Origin of the sequence: Janthinobacterium sp. SUN128 (genome assembly GCF_030587275.1) — a bacterium.
Taxonomy (GTDB): domain Bacteria; phylum Pseudomonadota; class Gammaproteobacteria; order Burkholderiales; family Burkholderiaceae_D; genus Janthinobacterium; species Janthinobacterium lividum.
The window spans coordinates 4,153,939-4,170,703 of record NZ_JAPWHY010000001.1 but is presented as its reverse complement, the minus strand read 5'-3'; the positions used below and the strand labels follow the sequence as shown (position 1 = coordinate 4,170,703).

The 16,765-nt window shown below is 62.8% G+C and carries 15 protein-coding genes; 6 read left to right on the top strand and 9 right to left on the bottom strand.

From position 1 onward, the window contains the following. The first annotated feature begins 68 nt into the window (after positions 1-68). The 4 genes from O3297_RS18845 to O3297_RS18830 are packed head-to-tail and all read left to right on the top strand — an operon-like array spanning position 69 to position 4,520. Entirely contained in the window at positions 69-1,217 is a 1,149-nt protein-coding gene (locus tag O3297_RS18845; protein WP_151097270.1) for an ABC transporter ATP-binding protein, read from the top strand. 7 nt (positions 1,218-1,224) lie between these two features. Then, positions 1,225-2,154 (top strand): ABC transporter permease subunit, encoded by a 930-nt coding sequence (locus O3297_RS18840; RefSeq protein WP_305049411.1) that lies wholly within the window; start codon positions 1,225-1,227, stop codon positions 2,152-2,154. Then, a complete protein-coding gene (locus O3297_RS18835) occupies positions 2,151-2,996 on the top strand; it encodes an ABC transporter permease (RefSeq protein WP_070281693.1) in 846 nt (281 codons plus the stop codon). Before O3297_RS18840 ends, O3297_RS18835 begins: the two co-directional genes overlap by 4 nt. 36 nt (positions 2,997-3,032) lie before the next feature. After that, entirely contained in the window at positions 3,033-4,520 is a 1,488-nt protein-coding gene (locus O3297_RS18830; protein WP_305049410.1) for an aldehyde dehydrogenase, read from the top strand. Positions 4,521-4,661: 141 nt separating this feature from the next. Here O3297_RS18830 and panB read toward each other — a convergent pair whose 3' ends face one another. The 6 genes from panB to O3297_RS18800 form a co-directional block, all read right to left on the bottom strand. Continuing rightward, positions 4,662-5,537 carry a 3-methyl-2-oxobutanoate hydroxymethyltransferase gene (gene panB, locus O3297_RS18825; RefSeq protein WP_305049409.1) on the bottom strand — a complete coding sequence of 292 codons (876 nt, stop codon included), beginning with the start codon at positions 5,535-5,537 and terminating at the stop codon, positions 4,662-4,664. 110 nt (positions 5,538-5,647) lie between these two features. Further along, a complete protein-coding gene (gene folK, locus O3297_RS18820; RefSeq protein WP_305049710.1) occupies positions 5,648-6,136 on the bottom strand; it encodes a 2-amino-4-hydroxy-6-hydroxymethyldihydropteridine diphosphokinase in 489 nt (162 codons plus the stop codon). Beyond that, entirely contained in the window at positions 6,136-7,506 is a 1,371-nt protein-coding gene (pcnB, locus tag O3297_RS18815) for a polynucleotide adenylyltransferase PcnB (RefSeq protein ID WP_176376587.1), read from the bottom strand. Before pcnB ends, folK begins: the two co-directional genes overlap by 1 nt. Beyond that, the gene (locus O3297_RS18810) at positions 7,499-8,170 is read right to left on the bottom strand and encodes an HAD family phosphatase (RefSeq protein ID WP_070254851.1); all 672 of its coding nucleotides are present in this window, start codon (positions 8,168-8,170) and stop codon (positions 7,499-7,501) included. Before O3297_RS18810 ends, pcnB begins: the two co-directional genes overlap by 8 nt. Then, complete coding sequence (gene hda / locus O3297_RS18805; protein ID WP_034788687.1) at positions 8,170-8,838, bottom strand: DnaA regulatory inactivator Hda; 669 nt, start codon at positions 8,836-8,838, stop codon at positions 8,170-8,172. Before hda ends, O3297_RS18810 begins: the two co-directional genes overlap by 1 nt. Positions 8,839-9,054: 216 nt before the next feature. Next, the gene (locus O3297_RS18800; protein ID WP_034788685.1) at positions 9,055-10,137 is read right to left on the bottom strand and encodes an AI-2E family transporter; all 1,083 of its coding nucleotides are present in this window, start codon (positions 10,135-10,137) and stop codon (positions 9,055-9,057) included. Between the two features lie 188 nt (positions 10,138-10,325). Between O3297_RS18800 and purM the strand changes: the two genes are divergently transcribed. Beyond that, positions 10,326-11,369 carry a phosphoribosylformylglycinamidine cyclo-ligase gene (purM, locus tag O3297_RS18795; RefSeq protein ID WP_034788683.1) on the top strand — a complete coding sequence of 348 codons (1,044 nt, stop codon included), beginning with the start codon at positions 10,326-10,328 and terminating at the stop codon, positions 11,367-11,369. A gap of 64 nt (positions 11,370-11,433) precedes the next feature. On the opposite strand, the gene O3297_RS18790 is transcribed toward purM, so the two are convergent. Together O3297_RS18790 and O3297_RS18785 are read right to left on the bottom strand one after the other, a co-directional pair. Beyond that, positions 11,434-12,765: an MFS transporter gene (locus O3297_RS18790; protein WP_305049408.1), complete on the bottom strand. Its 1,332-nt coding sequence runs from the start codon at positions 12,763-12,765 to the stop codon at positions 11,434-11,436. A 130-nt stretch (positions 12,766-12,895) separates the two neighbouring features. Beyond that, the gene (locus O3297_RS18785) at positions 12,896-14,512 is read right to left on the bottom strand and encodes a GMC family oxidoreductase (protein ID WP_305049407.1); all 1,617 of its coding nucleotides are present in this window, start codon (positions 14,510-14,512) and stop codon (positions 12,896-12,898) included. Positions 14,513-14,675: 163 nt separating this feature from the next. On the opposite strand from O3297_RS18785, the gene O3297_RS18780 reads away from it, so the two are divergent. Next, complete coding sequence (locus tag O3297_RS18780; protein ID WP_305049406.1) at positions 14,676-15,524, top strand: IclR family transcriptional regulator; 849 nt, start codon at positions 14,676-14,678, stop codon at positions 15,522-15,524. Here O3297_RS18780 and O3297_RS18775 read toward each other — a convergent pair. Continuing rightward, entirely contained in the window at positions 15,521-16,747 is a 1,227-nt protein-coding gene (locus O3297_RS18775) for a 6-phosphofructokinase (RefSeq protein ID WP_034788665.1), read from the bottom strand. The genes O3297_RS18780 and O3297_RS18775 overlap by 4 nt on opposite strands. Between the last annotated feature and the right edge of the window lie 18 nt (positions 16,748-16,765).

Sequence of the window (16,765 nt, the reverse complement as noted above, 5' to 3'; positions counted from 1 at the left end):
ATCCTGGCCGCTCTTTGTAGTGGCCAGTTTTTCATTTTGACACCCTCTTACCCAGAAGCCACCCACACATGACGATAGCAACACCCTTTGCTTCGGCCAGCGACGCCCCAGCGCCTTTCTTGCTGATTGATCAACTGGTCAAGGAATTCGATGGCGTGCGCGCCGTCAATGATATTTCCGTGACGATCAACAAGGGCGAGATATTCGCTCTGCTCGGCAGTTCAGGCTGCGGCAAGTCGACCCTGCTGCGCATGCTGGCCGGCTTCGAGACGCCGACGTCGGGGCGCATCGCCCTGGCGGGCAACAGCATCGTCGACGTGCCGCCGCACCAGCGCCCCATCAACATGATGTTCCAGTCGTATGCGCTGTTCCCCCATTTGTCCGTGTGGGACAACATCGCCTTCGGCCTGCGCCGCGATGGCTTGCCAAAGGCGGAAGTGGCGTCAAGGGTCGAGCAGATGCTGGCGCTGGTGCAACTGGGGCAGTATGCGAAGCGCAAGCCGCACCAGTTGTCGGGCGGGCAGCAGCAGCGCGTGGCGCTGGCGCGCAGCCTGGCCAAGCGTCCGCAATTGCTGCTGCTCGACGAGCCGCTGGGCGCGCTGGATAAAAAACTGCGCGAACGCACGCAGATGGAACTGGTCAATATCATCGAGCAGGTGGGCGTCACGTGCGTGATGGTCACGCACGACCAGGACGAGGCCATGAGCATGGCCACGCGCATCGCCGTCATGAGCGAAGGGCGCATCCTGCAGGTGGGGGCTCCCGGCGAAATCTACGAGACGCCGAACTGCCGTTTTGTCGCCGACTTCATCGGCAGCGTCAACCTGTTCGACGGCCGCATCACGGAAGATGAACCCGACCACGTGGTCATCGCCACCGCCGATGGCGAGCACTATGTTTCGCACGGCATCACAGGCAACCTGGGCATGGATGTCTCGGTGGCCGTGCGCCCCGAAAAAATCGGCATCCAGATCGAGCCACCTGCCTTGCAAGAGCGCGCGTCGCCGGCGGAACATGGCTACAACTGCGCCCAGGGCGTGATCGTCGCCATGGCATATTTTGGCAATGAAACCAGCTACCACGTACGCCTCGACAGCGGCACGGTGGTGAAAGTCTCGCGCACCAACGCGGCCCGCCACGACGCCGCGCGCCTCGAGCGCGAACAGCGCGTGTGGGTGTGGTGGGATGGCGCCGACATCGTCGTGCTGACCAGCTGAGGCCATCATGACGTCCATCCTGCAATCGCTGCGTAACCTTGTCACCCTGCGCTGGGTTACTGGGCGCAACGCCGTCATCGCCGTGCCCTCGCTGTTCCTGGCGGCAGCCTTCCTCGTGCCTTTCCTGATCGTGCTGCGTATCAGTCTGTCCGACATGGACACGGCGGGCAGCCCCTTCGGCGGCCTGCTGTCGTATGTCGACGGCATCGTCGTGCTGAAGGTCAAAATCGCCAACTACCTGTTCATCGCCGCCGATGAACTGTATCTGCTCACCTATCTCAGTTCATTGAAATACGCGGCCATCACGACCGCCATCTGCCTCTTCATCGGCTACCCGTTCGCCTACTTCATGGCGCGCGCCAAGCCATCGATCCGGCCCGTGCTGATGATGCTGGTGATGCTGCCGTTCTGGACCTCTTTCCTGCTGCGCGTGTATGCGTGGAAGGGCATCCTGGCCAACCACGGTTTGCTCAACGACCTGCTGATCGCGCTGGGCGTGGTAAGCGAACCGCTGCACATGATGAACACCTCGTTTTCGCTGGTGGTGGGCATGGTGTACGCCTATCTGCCCTTCATGATCCTGCCCCTGTACGCGAACCTGGTGAAAATGGATATGCGCTTCCTGGAAGCGGCGGCCGACCTGGGCGCCACGCCCTTGCAGGCGTTCTGGCGCATCACCGTGCCCCTGTCGAAATCGGGCATCATCGCCGGCGCCATGCTGGTGTTCATCCCGTCCGTGGGCGAATACGTGATTCCCGAGCTGCTGGGCGGCCCGGAAACCCTGATGATCGGCCGCGTGCTGTGGGATGAATATTTCACGAACAACGACTGGGCCATGGCTTCGTCGGTGACGGTGCTGGTGGTCTTGCTGATCCTCGTGCCGATGGCCATTTTTAACAAATACAAGACGGACCAGAACGCGGAGGAACGCACATGAACGGACGTAATTTCCTGCAGCGCTGGTTCGGCCGCGGCTGGCTCTCGCTCGGCTATCTGTTCCTCTACCTGCCCATCATCGTGCTGATCGTCTTTTCGTTCAACAGCTCGCGCCAGGACATGGTGTGGAGCGGCTTTTCGCTGCGCTGGTACAGCGAGTTGATGAGCGACACGGAAATCATCTCGGGCTTCGGTTTGTCCCTGAAGATCGCCTTCATGTCGGCCACCTCGTCTGTCATCCTCGGCACGTTTGCCGCCTTCGCCTTGAGCAGCTACCAGCGCTTCCGTGGCCGCACGGTGTTTTCCGCCATGGTCAGCGCGCCTTTGGTGATGCCGGAAGTGATCATCGGCCTGTCCCTGCTGCTGATGCTGGTGTCCATGCAAAAGGTCTTCGGTTTCCCCGAACGTGGCGTTCTCACCATCTGGCTGGGCCACACCCTGCTGGGCATGGCATATGCGGCCGTGGTGGTGCAGTCGCGCCTGCAGGAGATGAGTAAATCCCTGGCCGAAGCGGCCATGGACCTGGGCTGCCGCGCGCACCAGGTATTCTTCCTCGTGACCCTGCCGAATATCACGCAGGCGCTGGCGTCGGCCTGGCTGCTGACATTTACCCTGTCGCTGGACGACGTGGTGCTGTCGGCCTTTTTGTCCGGTCCCGGTTCGACGACGATGCCGCTGGTGATTTTTTCGCGCGCGCGCCTGGGGCTCGATCCGCGCGTCAATGCCATCGCCGCGCTGACCATCCTGGTGGTGACGCTTGCCGTGATCGCGTATGCCGTGATGCTGGCGCGCGCGGACCGGAGACGGCGCAAGCAGATGTCTGCGGCTTATTTGGCAGACTAGGAGTAAGCTGGCGTTTTCACCTTGCAGGAGACGACCATGACGGAAAACACCAGCTGGCATGCACGGGCCGCAGCGCTCGCGATCGATGGCCGCGCCTTTATCAATGGCGAGCGCGCCGGGGCCAGGTCAGGCCAGACTTTCGACAATCTGTCGCCCATCGATGGGCGTCTCCTGGGGCAAGTGGCCCGTTGCGATGGGGCGGACGTGGATGCGGCCGTGCAGGCCGCGCGCGCCGCCTTCGAGGACCGCCGCTGGGCAGGGAAATCGCCCGCGCAGCGCAAGCGCGTGCTGATCAAGTTCGCCGACCTGGTGCAGAAGTACGGCCCCGAGCTGGCCTTGCTGGAAACCCTGGACATGGGCAAACCGATCAAGTACAGCCAGAGCGTGGACGTGGGCGCTACGGCCAACTGCCTGCGCTGGTATGGCGAGGCGATCGACAAGGTCTACGATGAAATCGCGCCCACGCCCGCCAACAGCCTGGCCCTGATCACGCGCGAACCGGTGGGCGTCGTCGCCGCCATCGTGCCGTGGAACTACCCGATGATCATGGCTGCCTGGAAGATCGCGCCGGCCCTCGCGGCAGGCAATAGCGTGATCCTCAAACCCTCCGAAAAATCCCCATTGACGGCCTTGCGCCTGGCCGACATCGCGCTGGAAGCGGGCGTGCCGGCCGGCGTTTTCAATGTGCTGCCCGGCTACGGCAACGAGGCGGGCGCCGCGCTGGCGCTGCACATGGATGTCGATTGCATCGGTTTTACGGGTTCCACGCGCACGGGCAAGCTGATCGTGCAGATGGCGGGCCAGTCAAACCTGAAACGGGCGTGGACGGAATTGGGCGGCAAGTCCGCCAACATCGTTTGCGCCGATTGCCCTGACCTGGACAAGGCCGTGGCGGCCGCCGTCGGTTCCATCTTCTTCAACCAGGGCGAAAGCTGCAACGCGCCTTCGCGGCTGTTTGTGGAAGAGTCGATCAAGGAAGAATTCCTGGCCAAGGCATTGGCCATGCTGCCGCGCTTCCAGCCCGGCGACCCGCTCGACGAAGCCACCGTCATGGGCGCCATCGTCGACGCCACGCAGATGCAAACCGTGATGGGCTATATCGCGGCCGGCAAGAGCGAAGGCGCGCAGCTGCTGGGCGGCGGCGAGGCCGTGCGCGCGGAAACGGGGGGCTACTATGTGCAGCCGACCATCTTCGGCGTGGACGCGGGCATGACGATCGCGCGCGAAGAGATCTTCGGCCCCGTCTTGTCCGTGCTGGGCTTTACGGATATCGGCGAGGCGGTGAAACAGGCCAATGCCACGCCGTACGGCTTGCAGGCGGCCGTATGGACGTCGGACATCAGCAAAGCCATCCAGACGGCGCGCGCCCTGCGTGCGGGCACCGTGCACGTCAACCAGTACGACGGCGACGACATCACCGTGCCGTTTGGCGGCTACAAGCAGTCGGGCAATGGGCGCGACAAGTCATTGCACGCGCTGGACAAGTACACGGAGCTGAAGACGACGTGGATACAGGTGGGGTAGGGGTTTGCGCCTGTGGTGTTGTCGGATTACGGCCTGCGGCCTCGGCGGCCCCGCCTAATCCGACCTACCCGGCCTACGGCGTTGATGGTCTCGTAGGTCGGCTTGGCGCGCAGCGCGCAAGCCGACTTAAAACAAACTACGTCAGAAGCAGTGTTCCAGCGCCGGGAAGCTGCCATCCTTGACGGCTTTGACATAGCCGATGACGGCGTCGTCGATGCTGGCCGCGCCTTCCATGAAGTTGCGCACGAAGCGCGCCTTGCGGCCCGGGAAGACGCCCAGCATGTCGTGCATGACGAGCACCTGGCCCGAGCAATCGGGACCGGCGCCGATACCGATGGTGGGGATGGTCAGCATGTCCGTCACTTCCTTGCCCAGCTGCGACGGCATGGCTTCCATCAGTACGATGGCGGCGCCCGCGTTTTGCAGCACCAGCGCGTCGTTCTTCAGTTCCGCCGCGCTTTCCGTGCTCTTGCCCTGCACTTTATAGCCGCCCAGCTGGTGCACGGATTGCGGCGTCAGGCCGATGTGGGCGCAGATGGGGATGCCGCGTTCGGTGAGGAAACGGACGATCTCGGCCAGCCAGGCGCCGCCTTCGATCTTGATCATGTGCGCGCCAGCCTGCATCAGGATGACGGCGTTGGCATAGGCTGTTTCAGGCGTGCCGTACGCGCCGAATGGCAGGTCGGCCATGATCATGGCCGACTTGCTGCCGCGCGCCACGGATGCCGTGTGGTAGGCCAGTTCGGCCACGGTGACGGGCAGGGTGGAGTTGTGGCCATTGCAGACCATGCCGAGCGAATCGCCGATCAGCAGGATTTCCACGCCGCAGCGGTCCATCAGGGACGCAAAGCTGGCGTCATAGCAGGTCAGCATGGTGATCTTTTCGCCGGCGGCGCGCAGCGTGGCCAGGGTGTGGATGGTCACGGCCTTGTTGGCGACAGGCTTGGATGGCGCCGGCGCCGGTGTGGCGGCCTTGTCTTTTGCGGCCAGATCTGTTCCTTGCAAATAAGCGGACATAGGTATTCTCTAGAGTGAAAGGGGTGCAACGCCGCTAGTGTAGTACTTTATGCGGCCTGCTGCAGGAGCGGCATTGTAGAGGATGGGAGCGAAACGGGTCGGAGCTGGGGTCAGAGCTGACTGATGGCCTGATCGGCCACGGCCGCCAGGTAGTCCTGCGCCGGACCGAGTCCGGGCACGATGACGGCGGGCGCCAGTTGGAGCAGCGGCACCAGCACGAAGGCGCGCTCGGTGATGCGCGGATGGGGCACTGTCAGCGTGGCGCTGGCGATCCGTTCATCGCCGTACAGCAGCAAGTCCAGGTCCAGGGTGCGCGGGGCGTTGTGGTAAGGCCGTTCGCGTCCATGCGCCGCCTCAATGGCGTGCAGGGCCAGCAGCAGTTCCTCTGCCGGCAGGGTGGTCGTGATGCGCGCCACGGCGTTGACGTAGTCGTCACCGCTCGAATCGATGGGCGCCGTGCGGTAGCTGGCCGAGGCGTCCAGCAAGCTGGCGCCTGGCAGGCGCGCCAGGCGCGCGATCGCGTCCCGCACATTCGCGCGCGCGTCGCCCAGGTTGGCGCCGATGCCGATGTAAGCGGTGACCAGCGCAGGTGCGTCCATCATTCGTCGCTGCTGCCGCCGGTGGCCGAGCCGCCGCCGGTCTTGCTGCGCGTGCTGCGGCGTGGCGGGCGCTTTTTCTTGACGGCGCCCGGTGCGGCATTGGCGCTGACGAGCAGCGCTTCGCGCGTTTCCTCGTCGCCTTCATAAAAGGCCGTCCACCATTCGCCGATGTCCATGTCGATCTCGCCAGAGGCGCAGCGCAGCAGCAGGAAGTCGTAGCCGGCGCGGAAGCGCAGGTGCTCCAGCAACTTGTACGGCGCCTTGCCGACCCGGCGCTCGAAGCGCGGCTGCATCGACCAGATGTCGCGCATGTCGGAACCGATCTTGCGCTGCAAGGCCAGCTTTTCCGTCTGCGAATCGAGCACGTCGTCGGCCGCCAGGTGCAGCGCGGGAATGGTCGATTCGCCAGCGGCGCGGTAGGCCGTCCATTTTTCCAGTACCTGGTGCCACAGCAGCGAAGCGAACAGGAAGCCCGGCGAGACGGTCTTGCCGGCGGCGATGCGGGCGTCCGTGGCGTCCAGCGCCAGGGTGACGAATTTTGCGCCCAGCGGCTGTTCCAGCACCACGTCGAGCAGCGGCAGCAGACCGTGATGCAAGCCTTCCTTGCGCAGCTGCTGCAGGCAGGCCAGCGCGTGGCCGCTCATCAGCAGTTTCAGCATTTCATCGAACACGCGCGGCGCGGGCACGTTGTTGATCAGCGGTGCCATGATGGGGATCGGCGCGGCCGTGTGCGGCTCGATGGTGAATTTCAGCTTGGCGGCAAAGCGCACCACGCGCAGCATGCGCACGGGATCTTCGCGGTAGCGCTCTTCCGGCTTGCCGATCATGCGCAAGGTCTTGGCGCGGATGTCTTCCACGCCGCCGTGGTAGTCCAGCACTTCCTGCGTGGCCGGGTTGTAGTACATGGCGTTGATGGTGAAGTCGCGGCGCAGCGCATCTTCGTGCTGCAAGCCGAAGGTATTGTCGCGCAGGACGCGGCCATGTTCATCCTTGGGCGCGGAGTCGGCGCCGGCGCCGCGGAAGGTCGTCACTTCCAGCAAATCCTGGCCGAACATCACGTGCACGATCTGGAAGCGCTTGCCGATGATGAAGGCGCGGCGGAACAAGCGCTTGACCTGTTCCGGCGTGGCGTTGGTGGCGATGTCGAAGTCTTTCGGCTTCACGCCCAGCAGCAGGTCGCGCACGGCGCCGCCGACGACAAAGGCCTCGAAGCCCGCTTCCTGCAGGCTGCTGGTGACGCGGATGGCATTCGACGACACCAGTTTCGGGTCGATTCCGTGTTGCGCAGGACCGAGCACGATGGGTGCCGTGGTGTCGCGCGCTGCCTCTTTTTTAACGCCGAGGATCTTGCGGATGAATTTTTTAATCATTGAATAAGTGAAGTGATGGCCAGCCGTGGAGGGATGCGTGTGCGCTCAAAGCGGTATTGGGGTTGGTCGCGACAGGGTGGGTCACGACCGACAGCAGGGGAATGTCGTTGTGCGAATCGCTGTAAAAATAGCTGCGCTCGAACTGCCCCAGTTCCTTGCCCATCTTTTCCAGCCAGGCATAGGTGTGGGTCAGCTTGCCCGCGCCCAGGGTCGGCGTGCCTACCAGCTTGCCCGTGACATTGCCTTGCGTGTCATATTCTGGCATGGCGGCCAGCAGGTGCTCGACGCCCAGCGCATCGGCGATGGGTTTGGTGATGAAATGGTTGGTGGCCGTGACGATGGCCAGCAGGTCGCCCGCGTCCTGGTGCTGTTTCAGCAGGGCCACGACTTCCGGGCGGATGGCCGGCATGACCACTTCAGCCATGAATTGCTTGTGCAGCGCTTCCAGGCGTTCGCGCGGGAATTGCGCCAGGGTGCCGAGGGAAAATTCCAGGTATTCCACCGGATCGAGCGTGCCGGCCTGGTATTGCGCGAAAAATTCGTCGTTACGGCGGGTGAATTCGGCGGCGTCCACGGCACCGATGCGTACCAGGAATTCGCCCCACTCGTGATCCGAGTCGATGGGCAGCAGGGTGTGGTCGAGGTCAAACAGGGCCAGATTCATCATTCTTTCGCTTCCGCCTGCAGCAACTCGCGCAACAATGGCAAGGTGATCGGGCGTTGGGTTTCAAGGGAGTAGAGGTCGAGAGAGTCCAGCATCGTCGACAGCGAACGCATGTCGCGCCGGAAATGGGACAGCAGATAGGGTAACACGCCGGGCGACAAGGTCAAGCCGCGGGTGGTGGCCGCCTGGGTCAGGGCGGCGATTTTTTCATCGTCCGTCAAGCCGTGGATCTGGTAGATCAGGCCCCATCCCATGCGCGTGCGCAAGTCTTCGCGCACGGGCAGCACGGCCGGCGGCACGGCGCCGCTGCACACCATGTAGGCCTTGTTGGCGCGGATTTCATTGAACAGGGCAAAGGCATCGATCTGCGCCAGCGGCGACAGTTTTTCGCAGTCGTCGAGCAGGTACAAATCCACATCAGGCGAATACACGAATTCGGACTCGATCGAGAATGGCGAAATGTAGCGCGCGCGCTCGGTGCTGGCCAGGGCCTTGAGCAGGTGGCTCTTGCCGGCGGCCAGTTCGCCCCACAGGTAGGCAAAATGTTCGCGCGAAGTGCGCGCGGCGAACTGGCGCATCAGCTGCGCCACTTCGGCATTCTGTCCCACCTCGAAGGTATCGAGGCTGTGCGCCTGGTCTGTGCCTAAATCGAGCACCAGTTGTTTCATGGCGTACGCCTTGTCCTGTTTTTCATTACTGCTTGTGCGTCGTCATCGCGTTTGTTGTTGGATTTTTATTAATTTAACATTGTAGTCGTATCGAGTGCCTGGCAGAAGCGTAGCGAGCGGCAGCGATTTGTGGCCGAGAAGCGCAACCGTACTGTAGTACGGTGAGCATCGCCGGCCGCAAAGTGCGACGCGCAGCAGCTTATGTCAGTCACCTTGTCACGCATTATAGAAGGTGCTGGACAGGTAGTGGCGTCTTAGATGCTTAAAAGCGACCATCAGGACGGCAGAAGCGGGTAAAGCGAGCAAAACGCCGACGAAACCGAACAATTGTCCGAAAGCCAATAAGGCAAAGATCACGGCCAGCGGGTTCAGGCCGATGCGCTCGCCCACCAGGCGCGGCGTGAGGAAAAAGCCTTCGATGACCTGGCCGCAGCCATAGATGACGGCCACGGCGATGACGCCGCTCCAGTCGGCAAACTGCAGCAGGGCGGCGATCAGCGCCAGCATCAGGCCCAGGCCGAAGCCCAGATAGGGAATGAACACCAGCAAGCCCGTGATGATGCCCACAGGCAATGCGACTTCAAAACCGGCGATGGCCAGCGCCACCGAGTAATACGTGGCCAGCACCAGCATGACGAGCAGCTGGCCGCGCAGATATTGGGCCAGAAGGGTATCGACTTCCTGCGCCATGCCCACCGTGCGGCCGACCCAGCGGCGCGGCACGGCGCCGGCGATGCGCGCCAGCATCGGATGCCAATCCAGCAACAGATAGAACAGCACCACGGGAATCAGCACCACGGTGGCCAGCCAGCCCAGCACGGCCGTGCCGCCGATACGGGCCGAGGCGAGTACCGTGCTCCAGATTTCATCGCCGCTGGTGGCCATCTGCTGGCTCAGCATGCGTTTGATGCCGGTGCCATCGAGGCGCACGCGGATGCCCAGGTCGCGCAGCTTCGGCGCCAGGAAATCGTTGGCCTTGTTCAGGAATTGCGGGATTTGCGCCTGCAGCAGCGGGATTTCCTTTTGCAGCACGGGTACGACGATCAGCACCAGCGCCGTAATGGCGAGGAAAAACAACACTACGACGACCAGCACGGCCAGCGGACGGGGCACGTAAAAATGCTTGTAATGCAGGCGCTGCAACCGGTCGACGCCGGGATTGAGCACGTAGGCGAGGATGGCGGCGGCCAGGAAGGGCGTCAGGATGGGGCCCAGGCTGACGAGCAGCAGCAAAAATGCCAGCCAGACCGCGATCCAAAATGCTGTTTGCTTCTGTTCGGCGGTGATGGCGAATGGCATGTAGTTTGTGCTGTTGCGTTAAAAAAAGGCAGTTAATTACGAAATGGCGGGGCAGTTTGATAAAATAGCGACTTGATCGACCGAATTCACCCGCTGGCGCCCTGCCGCATGATGTTGAAAAACATGCTTGCGCGCGCGTGCCGGCGGGTATCCGCCTTCTATTTTACCGCCTCCGCTGCCACCACACCATGAACCAGACTTCTAATGTTTCCCTTTCCTACCGTGACGCTGGCGTCGATATCGACGCAGGCGACGCTTTAGTCGAAGCAATCAAGCCGTTTGCCAAGCGCACCCTGCGCGAAGGCGTGATGGGCGGCCTGGGCGGTTTTGGCGCCATGTTTGAAATCAGCAAGAAGTACAAGGAACCGGTGCTGGTCTCGGGCACCGACGGCGTGGGCACCAAATTGCGCCTGGCGTTCGAACTGAACCGCCATGACACGGTCGGCATCGACCTGGTCGCCATGAGCGTCAACGACATCCTGGTGCAAGGCGCCGAACCGCTGTTCTTCCTCGACTACTTCGCTTGCGGCAAGCTGGACGTGGCCATTGCCACCGACGTCATCAAGGGCATCGCCCAGGGTTGCGAACAAGCGGGCTGCGCGCTGATCGGCGGCGAAACGGCGGAAATGCCGAGCATGTACCCTGCCGGCGAATACGACTTGGCAGGTTTTGCCGTCGGCGCCGTGGAAAAATCGAAAATCATCGACGGCACCAAGATCGCTCCGGGCGACGTGGTGCTGGGCCTGGCCTCGTCGGGCGTGCACTCGAACGGTTACTCGCTGGTGCGCAAGATCATCGAAGTGGCGAAGCCGGACCTGGAAGGCGACTTCCACGGCCGCAAGCTGGCCGACGTGCTGATGCAGCCGACGCGCATCTACGTCAAGCCGCTGCTGGCGCTGATGGATGCCATGGAAGTCAAGGGCATGGTGCATATCACCGGCGGCGGCCTGGTGGAAAACATCCCGCGCGTGCTGCAGCCTGGCCTGGTGGCCGAGCTGGACTCGAAGGCATGGACCATGCCGCCGCTGTTCACGTGGCTGCAGCAGCACGGCGGCGTGGCTGACGCCGAAATGCACCGCGTCTTCAACTGCGGCATCGGCATGACCGTCATCGTCTCGCAGGAAAACGCGGACGCCGCCATCGCGCAATTGCAGGCGGCCGGCGAAACCGTCTCGCGCATCGGCACCATCCGCGCCCGCGTGGGTGACGAGCATCAAACGATTGTCATCTAAGTCTTAATCGACATAAAAAAGGCAGGCACTCGCAAGAGGCCTGCCTTTTTTTACGTGCCTGCGCCTACCGCGCGTGCGCCGGCTTCATGCGGCCATCCGGTTGCGAGCCGCCCCTGCCGATCATGGCCACGCTGACGGCCGAGACGAGGGAGGCGAACAGGATGTAGCCGACGATGTGCCACGGTTCGCCATTGCCCGTTTTCAGCAGGTAGGTGGCGATGATGGGCGTCAGGCCGCTGGCGAAGATGCCGGAGAACTGGTACACGAAGGAGATGCCCGTGTAGCGTACCTTGGCGTCGAACAGGTCGCAGAACAGGGCCGCTTCCGGGCCGTACACGGCCGAATACAGCACGCCTAGCGGGATGATCACGGAACACCACAGCAGCAGCGGATTGTCGGCGTGATGCAGCATGATCCAGAAGGCGGGGATGGCCGACACGCCCGTGATCAATGAACCCCAGAAAAACACCTTGGTGCGGCCGATGCGGTCCGACAGGCGGCCGAAGAAAGGAATGCAGAAGCACATCACGACGGCCGACGCCATCACGCCCATCAGCGCTTCCGTGCGGTCTATCTTGATGGTGTTGGTCAGATAGGTGATGGAAAACACGCCGAAGATATTGAAGAACACGCCATCGATATAGCGCGCGCCCATGCCTTTCAAGACGTTGCCTGGATAGCGTTTCAACAGGTCGAAAAACGGAATCTGCGTCTCCGCATTCTTCTCCTTGACGGCCTGGAATTCCGGCGTTTCCATCACGTTCAGGCGTATCCACATGCCGATGAAGACGAGGGCGGCCGACAGGATGAAGGCCACGCGCCAGCCCCAGGACAGGAACTGCGCGTCCGTCAGGCTGTAGGACAGGATCGCCACCACGCCGGAAGCGAGGCACAGGCCGATGGCCAGGCCGATCTGCGGCAAGCTGGCGTAGAAGCCGCGCTCCTTGGGTGGCGCATATTCATACGCCATCAGCACGGCGCCGCCCCATTCGCCACCGAGGCCGATACCCTGCAGCACGCGCAGGAACAGCAGCAGGCCGGGCGCCCAGTAGCCGATGTGGTCATATGTGGGCAGCACGCCGATCAGGAAAGTGGAGATCCCCATGATCATCAGGGTCATCACCAGCATGCTCTTGCGGCCGATCTTGTCGCCGAAGTGACCGAAGATCACGCCGCCGATGGGGCGCGACAGAAAGCCCACGGCAAAGGTACCGTAGGCCAGCATGGTCGAGACGAGCGGATCGCCGCCCGGGAAATACAGCTTGCTGAACACGATGCCGGCGACGACGCCGTATAAAAAGAAGTCGTACCACTCGATGGTGGCGCCGATCACGCTGGCCATCACGACTTTCCGTAGCTCTTTGGCCTTTTTCGGATTGTTCGGATTGTTATCCATAATATCTAGTCTCCAATCGATATCGATTATGTGTGTTTTTTTGATGCCTGGCTGATTGCCAAGTCATTGAGGGGCGGGGCCGTCTGCCCGCCGCTGGCATCCTCCCGGGTGAGGTGGCGTGGGGCGCGGACTAGGCAGCCTTGGGCAGCCGCACGGCGTCCGCCAGGATCATGTCGGCCGCTTTTTCGGCGATCATGATGGTGGGCGCGTTCGTATTGCCCGAGACGATTTCCGGCATGATCGACGCGTCGACCACGCGCAGGTTCTGCATGCCGTGCACGCGCAGGCGGTCATCGACGACGGCCATGGCGTCATGTCCCATCTTGCAGGTGCCGCTCGGGTGGTAGATCGACTGGCTGAAGCGCCGCGCCGCGTCCAGCAATTCCGCATCCGTCTCGAACTGCGGGCCGGGCACGAACTCGGAAATGATGTGCGGCGCCAGCGACGGTGCGGCGGCGATTTTTCGCGCCACGCGCAGGGCGGCAATTGCCGTCTGCTGGTCGCGCGGGTCGGACAGATAATTCGGGTAGATGCCCGGATAGGAGAGGGGATCGGCGGACTTGATCGACACGTGGCCACGGCTGTGCGGGCGCAGCTGGCACACGGACGACGTAAAGGCGGAAAACGGATGCGCGCCTTCGCCCGGCTTGTCGGCGCTCAGTGGCTGCATGTGGAACTGGATGTCGGGCCGCTCCACCTCGGGCGACGACCTGGTAAACACCGTCACCTGGCTGGCCGCCAAGGTCAAGGGCCCCGAGCGGGAAAACACATACTGCATGCCCACCCACAGCTTGCCCCACAGGCTGTTGACTTCATCGTTCAGGGTTTTCAGCCGCGTCTTGAAGACGAGGCGGATTTGCAGATGGTCTTGCAGGTTCTGCCCCACGCCGGGCAAGTCGTGCACCAGCGGCACGCCCACTTCCTCGAGCAGGGCGCGTGGGCCTACGCCCGAGCATTGCAGGATCTGCGGCGAGCCGATGGCGCCCGCGCATAAAATCACTTCGCCGCTGGCGCGCGCCTGGCGCAACTGGCCATCCTGGCGGAATTCGATGCCGACGGCGCGCTTGCCCTCGAACAGCACGCGCGTGATTTGTGCGCGCACTTCCACGCGCAGGTTGGCGCGCTTGCGGGCAGGCCGCAAAAAAGCCTTGGCGGTGCTCCAGCGCAAGCCCTTGCTGGCCGTCTGCTGGAAGTAGCCGACGCCTTCCTGCGTGGCGCCGTTGTAGTCGGCATTGAAGGGAATGCCGCTTTCCGTGGCGCCCGCAATAAAGTGTTCCGCGATGGGACGGCGCAGGCGCAAGTCCGACACTTTCAAGGGGCCACCCACGCCGTGGTAATCGCTGGCGCCCCGTTCCTGGTCTTCCGATTTCTTGAAATAGGGCAAGATGTCGGCATAGCTCCAGCCTGCATTGCCCAGTTCGGCCCAGCGGTCGTAATCTTCCTTCTGCCCCCGCACGTACAGCAAGCCGTTGAGCGAACTGGAGCCGCCCAAGACCTTGCCGCGCGGCCATTGCAGCTGGCGACCGGCGATACCGGCGTCCGCTTCCGTGCGGTAGCACCAGTCCAGCCTGGGGTCGTGCATGGTCTTGAAATAGCCGACCGGCACGTGTATCCACGGATTGTTGTCCTTGCCGCCTGCTTCCAGCAGCAATACCTGATTGTTGCTGTCGTGCGACAGGCGGTTGGCCAGCACGCAGCCGGCGGAACCGGCGCCGACCACGATGTAATCGTAGTGTGTTTGCAACATTACTCTTGTCTCCTGCGTTGCGGTATCTAGCCGCCTCGATGGGCGTTTTTTGCGATACACTGGTCTTTATTGATTATTTTTGGAACGTCTGGTTCCATTTATAAAAGACGTGCAGCACCGGGACAAGCGGAAACAGCCGCATACGCGAGAGGTGAAACAGAACATGCATGATGCGTTTCAAAAACGGCAGGCCGAGGCCGAAGAAGACAGCTCGGCGGGTGGCGCGGTAGCTGCCAGTGCGGCGGCCAGCCATGGCGACGAGGCGCGGGGATTGCGCGTGCTGCGCCTGATCGAGCACCTGGCCAGCGCCAGCCAGCCATTGACCTTGTCGCAGCTGGCCGCGCGCATGCAAGTGCCCAAGGCCAGCATGATGCGGCTGCTCGATACCCTGGAACAACATGGCTATGTGCTGCGCACGCCCGTGGGACGCGGCTACGTGCCCGGTGCCGCTTCCACCAACCTGGCGCTGGCCACCCTGCGCAACAATGCCCTGATCCGCGTGAGCCGCAGCATCCTGGGCAGTCTGGTGGCGGTCACGGGCGAGACGTGCAACCTGGCTATTCCCGAGGGTAATGCGATCGTCTATGTGGACCGCGTGGAAACTCAGGAACCGTTGCGTCTGCACCTGGTGCTGGGCAGCCGGGCGCCCATGCATTGCACGGCGAGTGGGAAACTATTCCTGGCGCATATGAATTTGCTGGAAAGGCGCGAGTTGCTGGCCATGCTGACCCTGCAGGCGCGCACGCCGAAAAGCATCACGGATCCCGTGCTGCTCGAGCGTGAGATCGTGCGCATCGCCCGCCTGGGCATCGGCATCGACGACGAGGAGTTCGTGCACGGCATGGTGGCCGTGGCCGTGCCCATCTGCGCGGCCGACGGGCGCATCGTGGCGGCCGTCGCCTGCCACGCGCCCGTGGCGAGAAAGTCCGTGGAGCAGCTGATGCAGCATGTGCCCCAGCTCAAGGAGGCGGCCGTCAAGTTGCGGCCGCTATTGTTGGCGGAAAACAGCTAGGGTTTCAAGACCTTGGCCACTTTCGCCGCGCGCAGGCGGAACGCATCGGGCATGCCCGAGCCCAGCAGCGGGCGCAGATACAGGCGGAACGCATCCGTCACGTCCGTGCCGCTGGCGCTGATGAATTCGTCTTCCATGGTGCGCGTCTTGCCTGCTACCTCGGTGAGCGGCAGCAACTCGTAATCGACGGAATAAAAGCCCGTGCGCTTGATGGCGACGGAACCATCGCGGTCGCCCCACATGGCGAACTGCACCGCCTTTTCGCCCACTTCGCGGGCTTCGCGTTGATCTACATCAGAGACGCAGCCGATGAAGGAGCGCTGCAGATAGCCGAAGGTATCGCCGCGCACGCGCTTGATGCCCAGTTTCGCCTTGATCTCGTCGCACAGCAGGTCGGCCAGCGCGCCCGTGCCTGACAATTGCACATTGCCGTGCGCATCGCGCTCCACTTCATTGCCCACCTGTTTGGCCAGCAAGCTGGCGATCGGTTCGCCCGACGCGTCGTGGATGCCTTCCGACACGGCGATCACGCAGCGGCCATGTTTTTCATAGGTCGCCTTCACGTCGGCAAGAAATTGTTCCAGCACGAAGACGCGCTCGGGCAGATAGATCAGGTGCGGGCCATCGTCGGGGAACTTCTTGCCCAATGCCGAGGCGGCGGTCAGAAATCCCGCGTGGCGGCCCATCACGACGCCCACGTACACGCCGGGCAAGGCCGCATTGTCGAGGTTGGCGCCGGCGAACGCCTGCGCGACGAAACGCGCGGCAGACGGAAAGCCGGGCGTGTGGTCGCTGCCCACCAGGTCGTTGTCGATGGTTTTCGGGATGTGGATGCAGCGCAGCGGATAGCCGGCCTTGTGCGCTTCCTCGCTGACGATGCGCACCGTGTCGGACGAGTCGTTGCCGCCGATGTAAAAGAAATGTTCGATCTCGTGCGCGCGCAGCACTTCGAAGATTTGCTGGCAGTAGGCAATGTCCGGCTTGTCGCGCGTGGAGCCGAGGGCCGACGAGGGCGTGGCGGCCACCAGTTCCAGGTTATGACTGGTTTCCTGCGTCAGATCGACGAACTCTTCATTGACGATGCCGCGCACGCCGTGCAGCGCGCCATACACGCGCGTGACATGTTGAAAGCGCCGCGATTCGAGCACCACGCCCACCAGCGACTGGTTGATGACGGCGGTGGGGCCGCCTCCCTGGGCAACAAGAATTTTTCCAGACGGCATGGGATTTCCTCGTAAGTG

Bases quoted from the DNA above. Each gene is read 5' to 3' on its own strand.
- O3297_RS18835 (WP_070281693.1), top strand. From the start codon at position 2,151: ATGAACGGACGTAATTTCCTGCAGCGCTGGTTCGGCCGCGGCTGGCTC.
- purM (WP_034788683.1), top strand. From the start codon at position 10,326: ATGAACCAGACTTCTAATGTTTCCCTTTCCTACCGTGACGCTGGCGTC.
- O3297_RS18790 (WP_305049408.1), bottom strand. From the start codon at position 12,765: ATGGATAACAATCCGAACAATCCGAAAAAGGCCAAAGAGCTACGGAAA.
- O3297_RS18785 (WP_305049407.1), bottom strand. From the start codon at position 14,512: ATGTTGCAAACACACTACGATTACATCGTGGTCGGCGCCGGTTCCGCC.
- O3297_RS18840 (WP_305049411.1), top strand. From the start codon at position 1,225: ATGACGTCCATCCTGCAATCGCTGCGTAACCTTGTCACCCTGCGCTGG.
- panB (WP_305049409.1), bottom strand. From the start codon at position 5,537: ATGTCCGCTTATTTGCAAGGAACAGATCTGGCCGCAAAAGACAAGGCC.
- folK (WP_305049710.1), bottom strand. From the start codon at position 6,136: ATGGACGCACCTGCGCTGGTCACCGCTTACATCGGCATCGGCGCCAAC.
- O3297_RS18800 (WP_034788685.1), bottom strand. From the start codon at position 10,137: ATGCCATTCGCCATCACCGCCGAACAGAAGCAAACAGCATTTTGGATC.
- O3297_RS18775 (WP_034788665.1), bottom strand. From the start codon at position 16,747: ATGCCGTCTGGAAAAATTCTTGTTGCCCAGGGAGGCGGCCCCACCGCC.
- O3297_RS18830 (WP_305049410.1), top strand. From the start codon at position 3,033: ATGACGGAAAACACCAGCTGGCATGCACGGGCCGCAGCGCTCGCGATC.
- hda (WP_034788687.1), bottom strand. From the start codon at position 8,838: ATGAAACAACTGGTGCTCGATTTAGGCACAGACCAGGCGCACAGCCTC.
- O3297_RS18780 (WP_305049406.1), top strand. From the start codon at position 14,676: ATGCATGATGCGTTTCAAAAACGGCAGGCCGAGGCCGAAGAAGACAGC.
- O3297_RS18845 (WP_151097270.1), top strand. From the start codon at position 69: ATGACGATAGCAACACCCTTTGCTTCGGCCAGCGACGCCCCAGCGCCT.
- O3297_RS18810 (WP_070254851.1), bottom strand. From the start codon at position 8,170: ATGAATCTGGCCCTGTTTGACCTCGACCACACCCTGCTGCCCATCGAC.
- pcnB (WP_176376587.1), bottom strand. From the start codon at position 7,506: ATGATTAAAAAATTCATCCGCAAGATCCTCGGCGTTAAAAAAGAGGCA.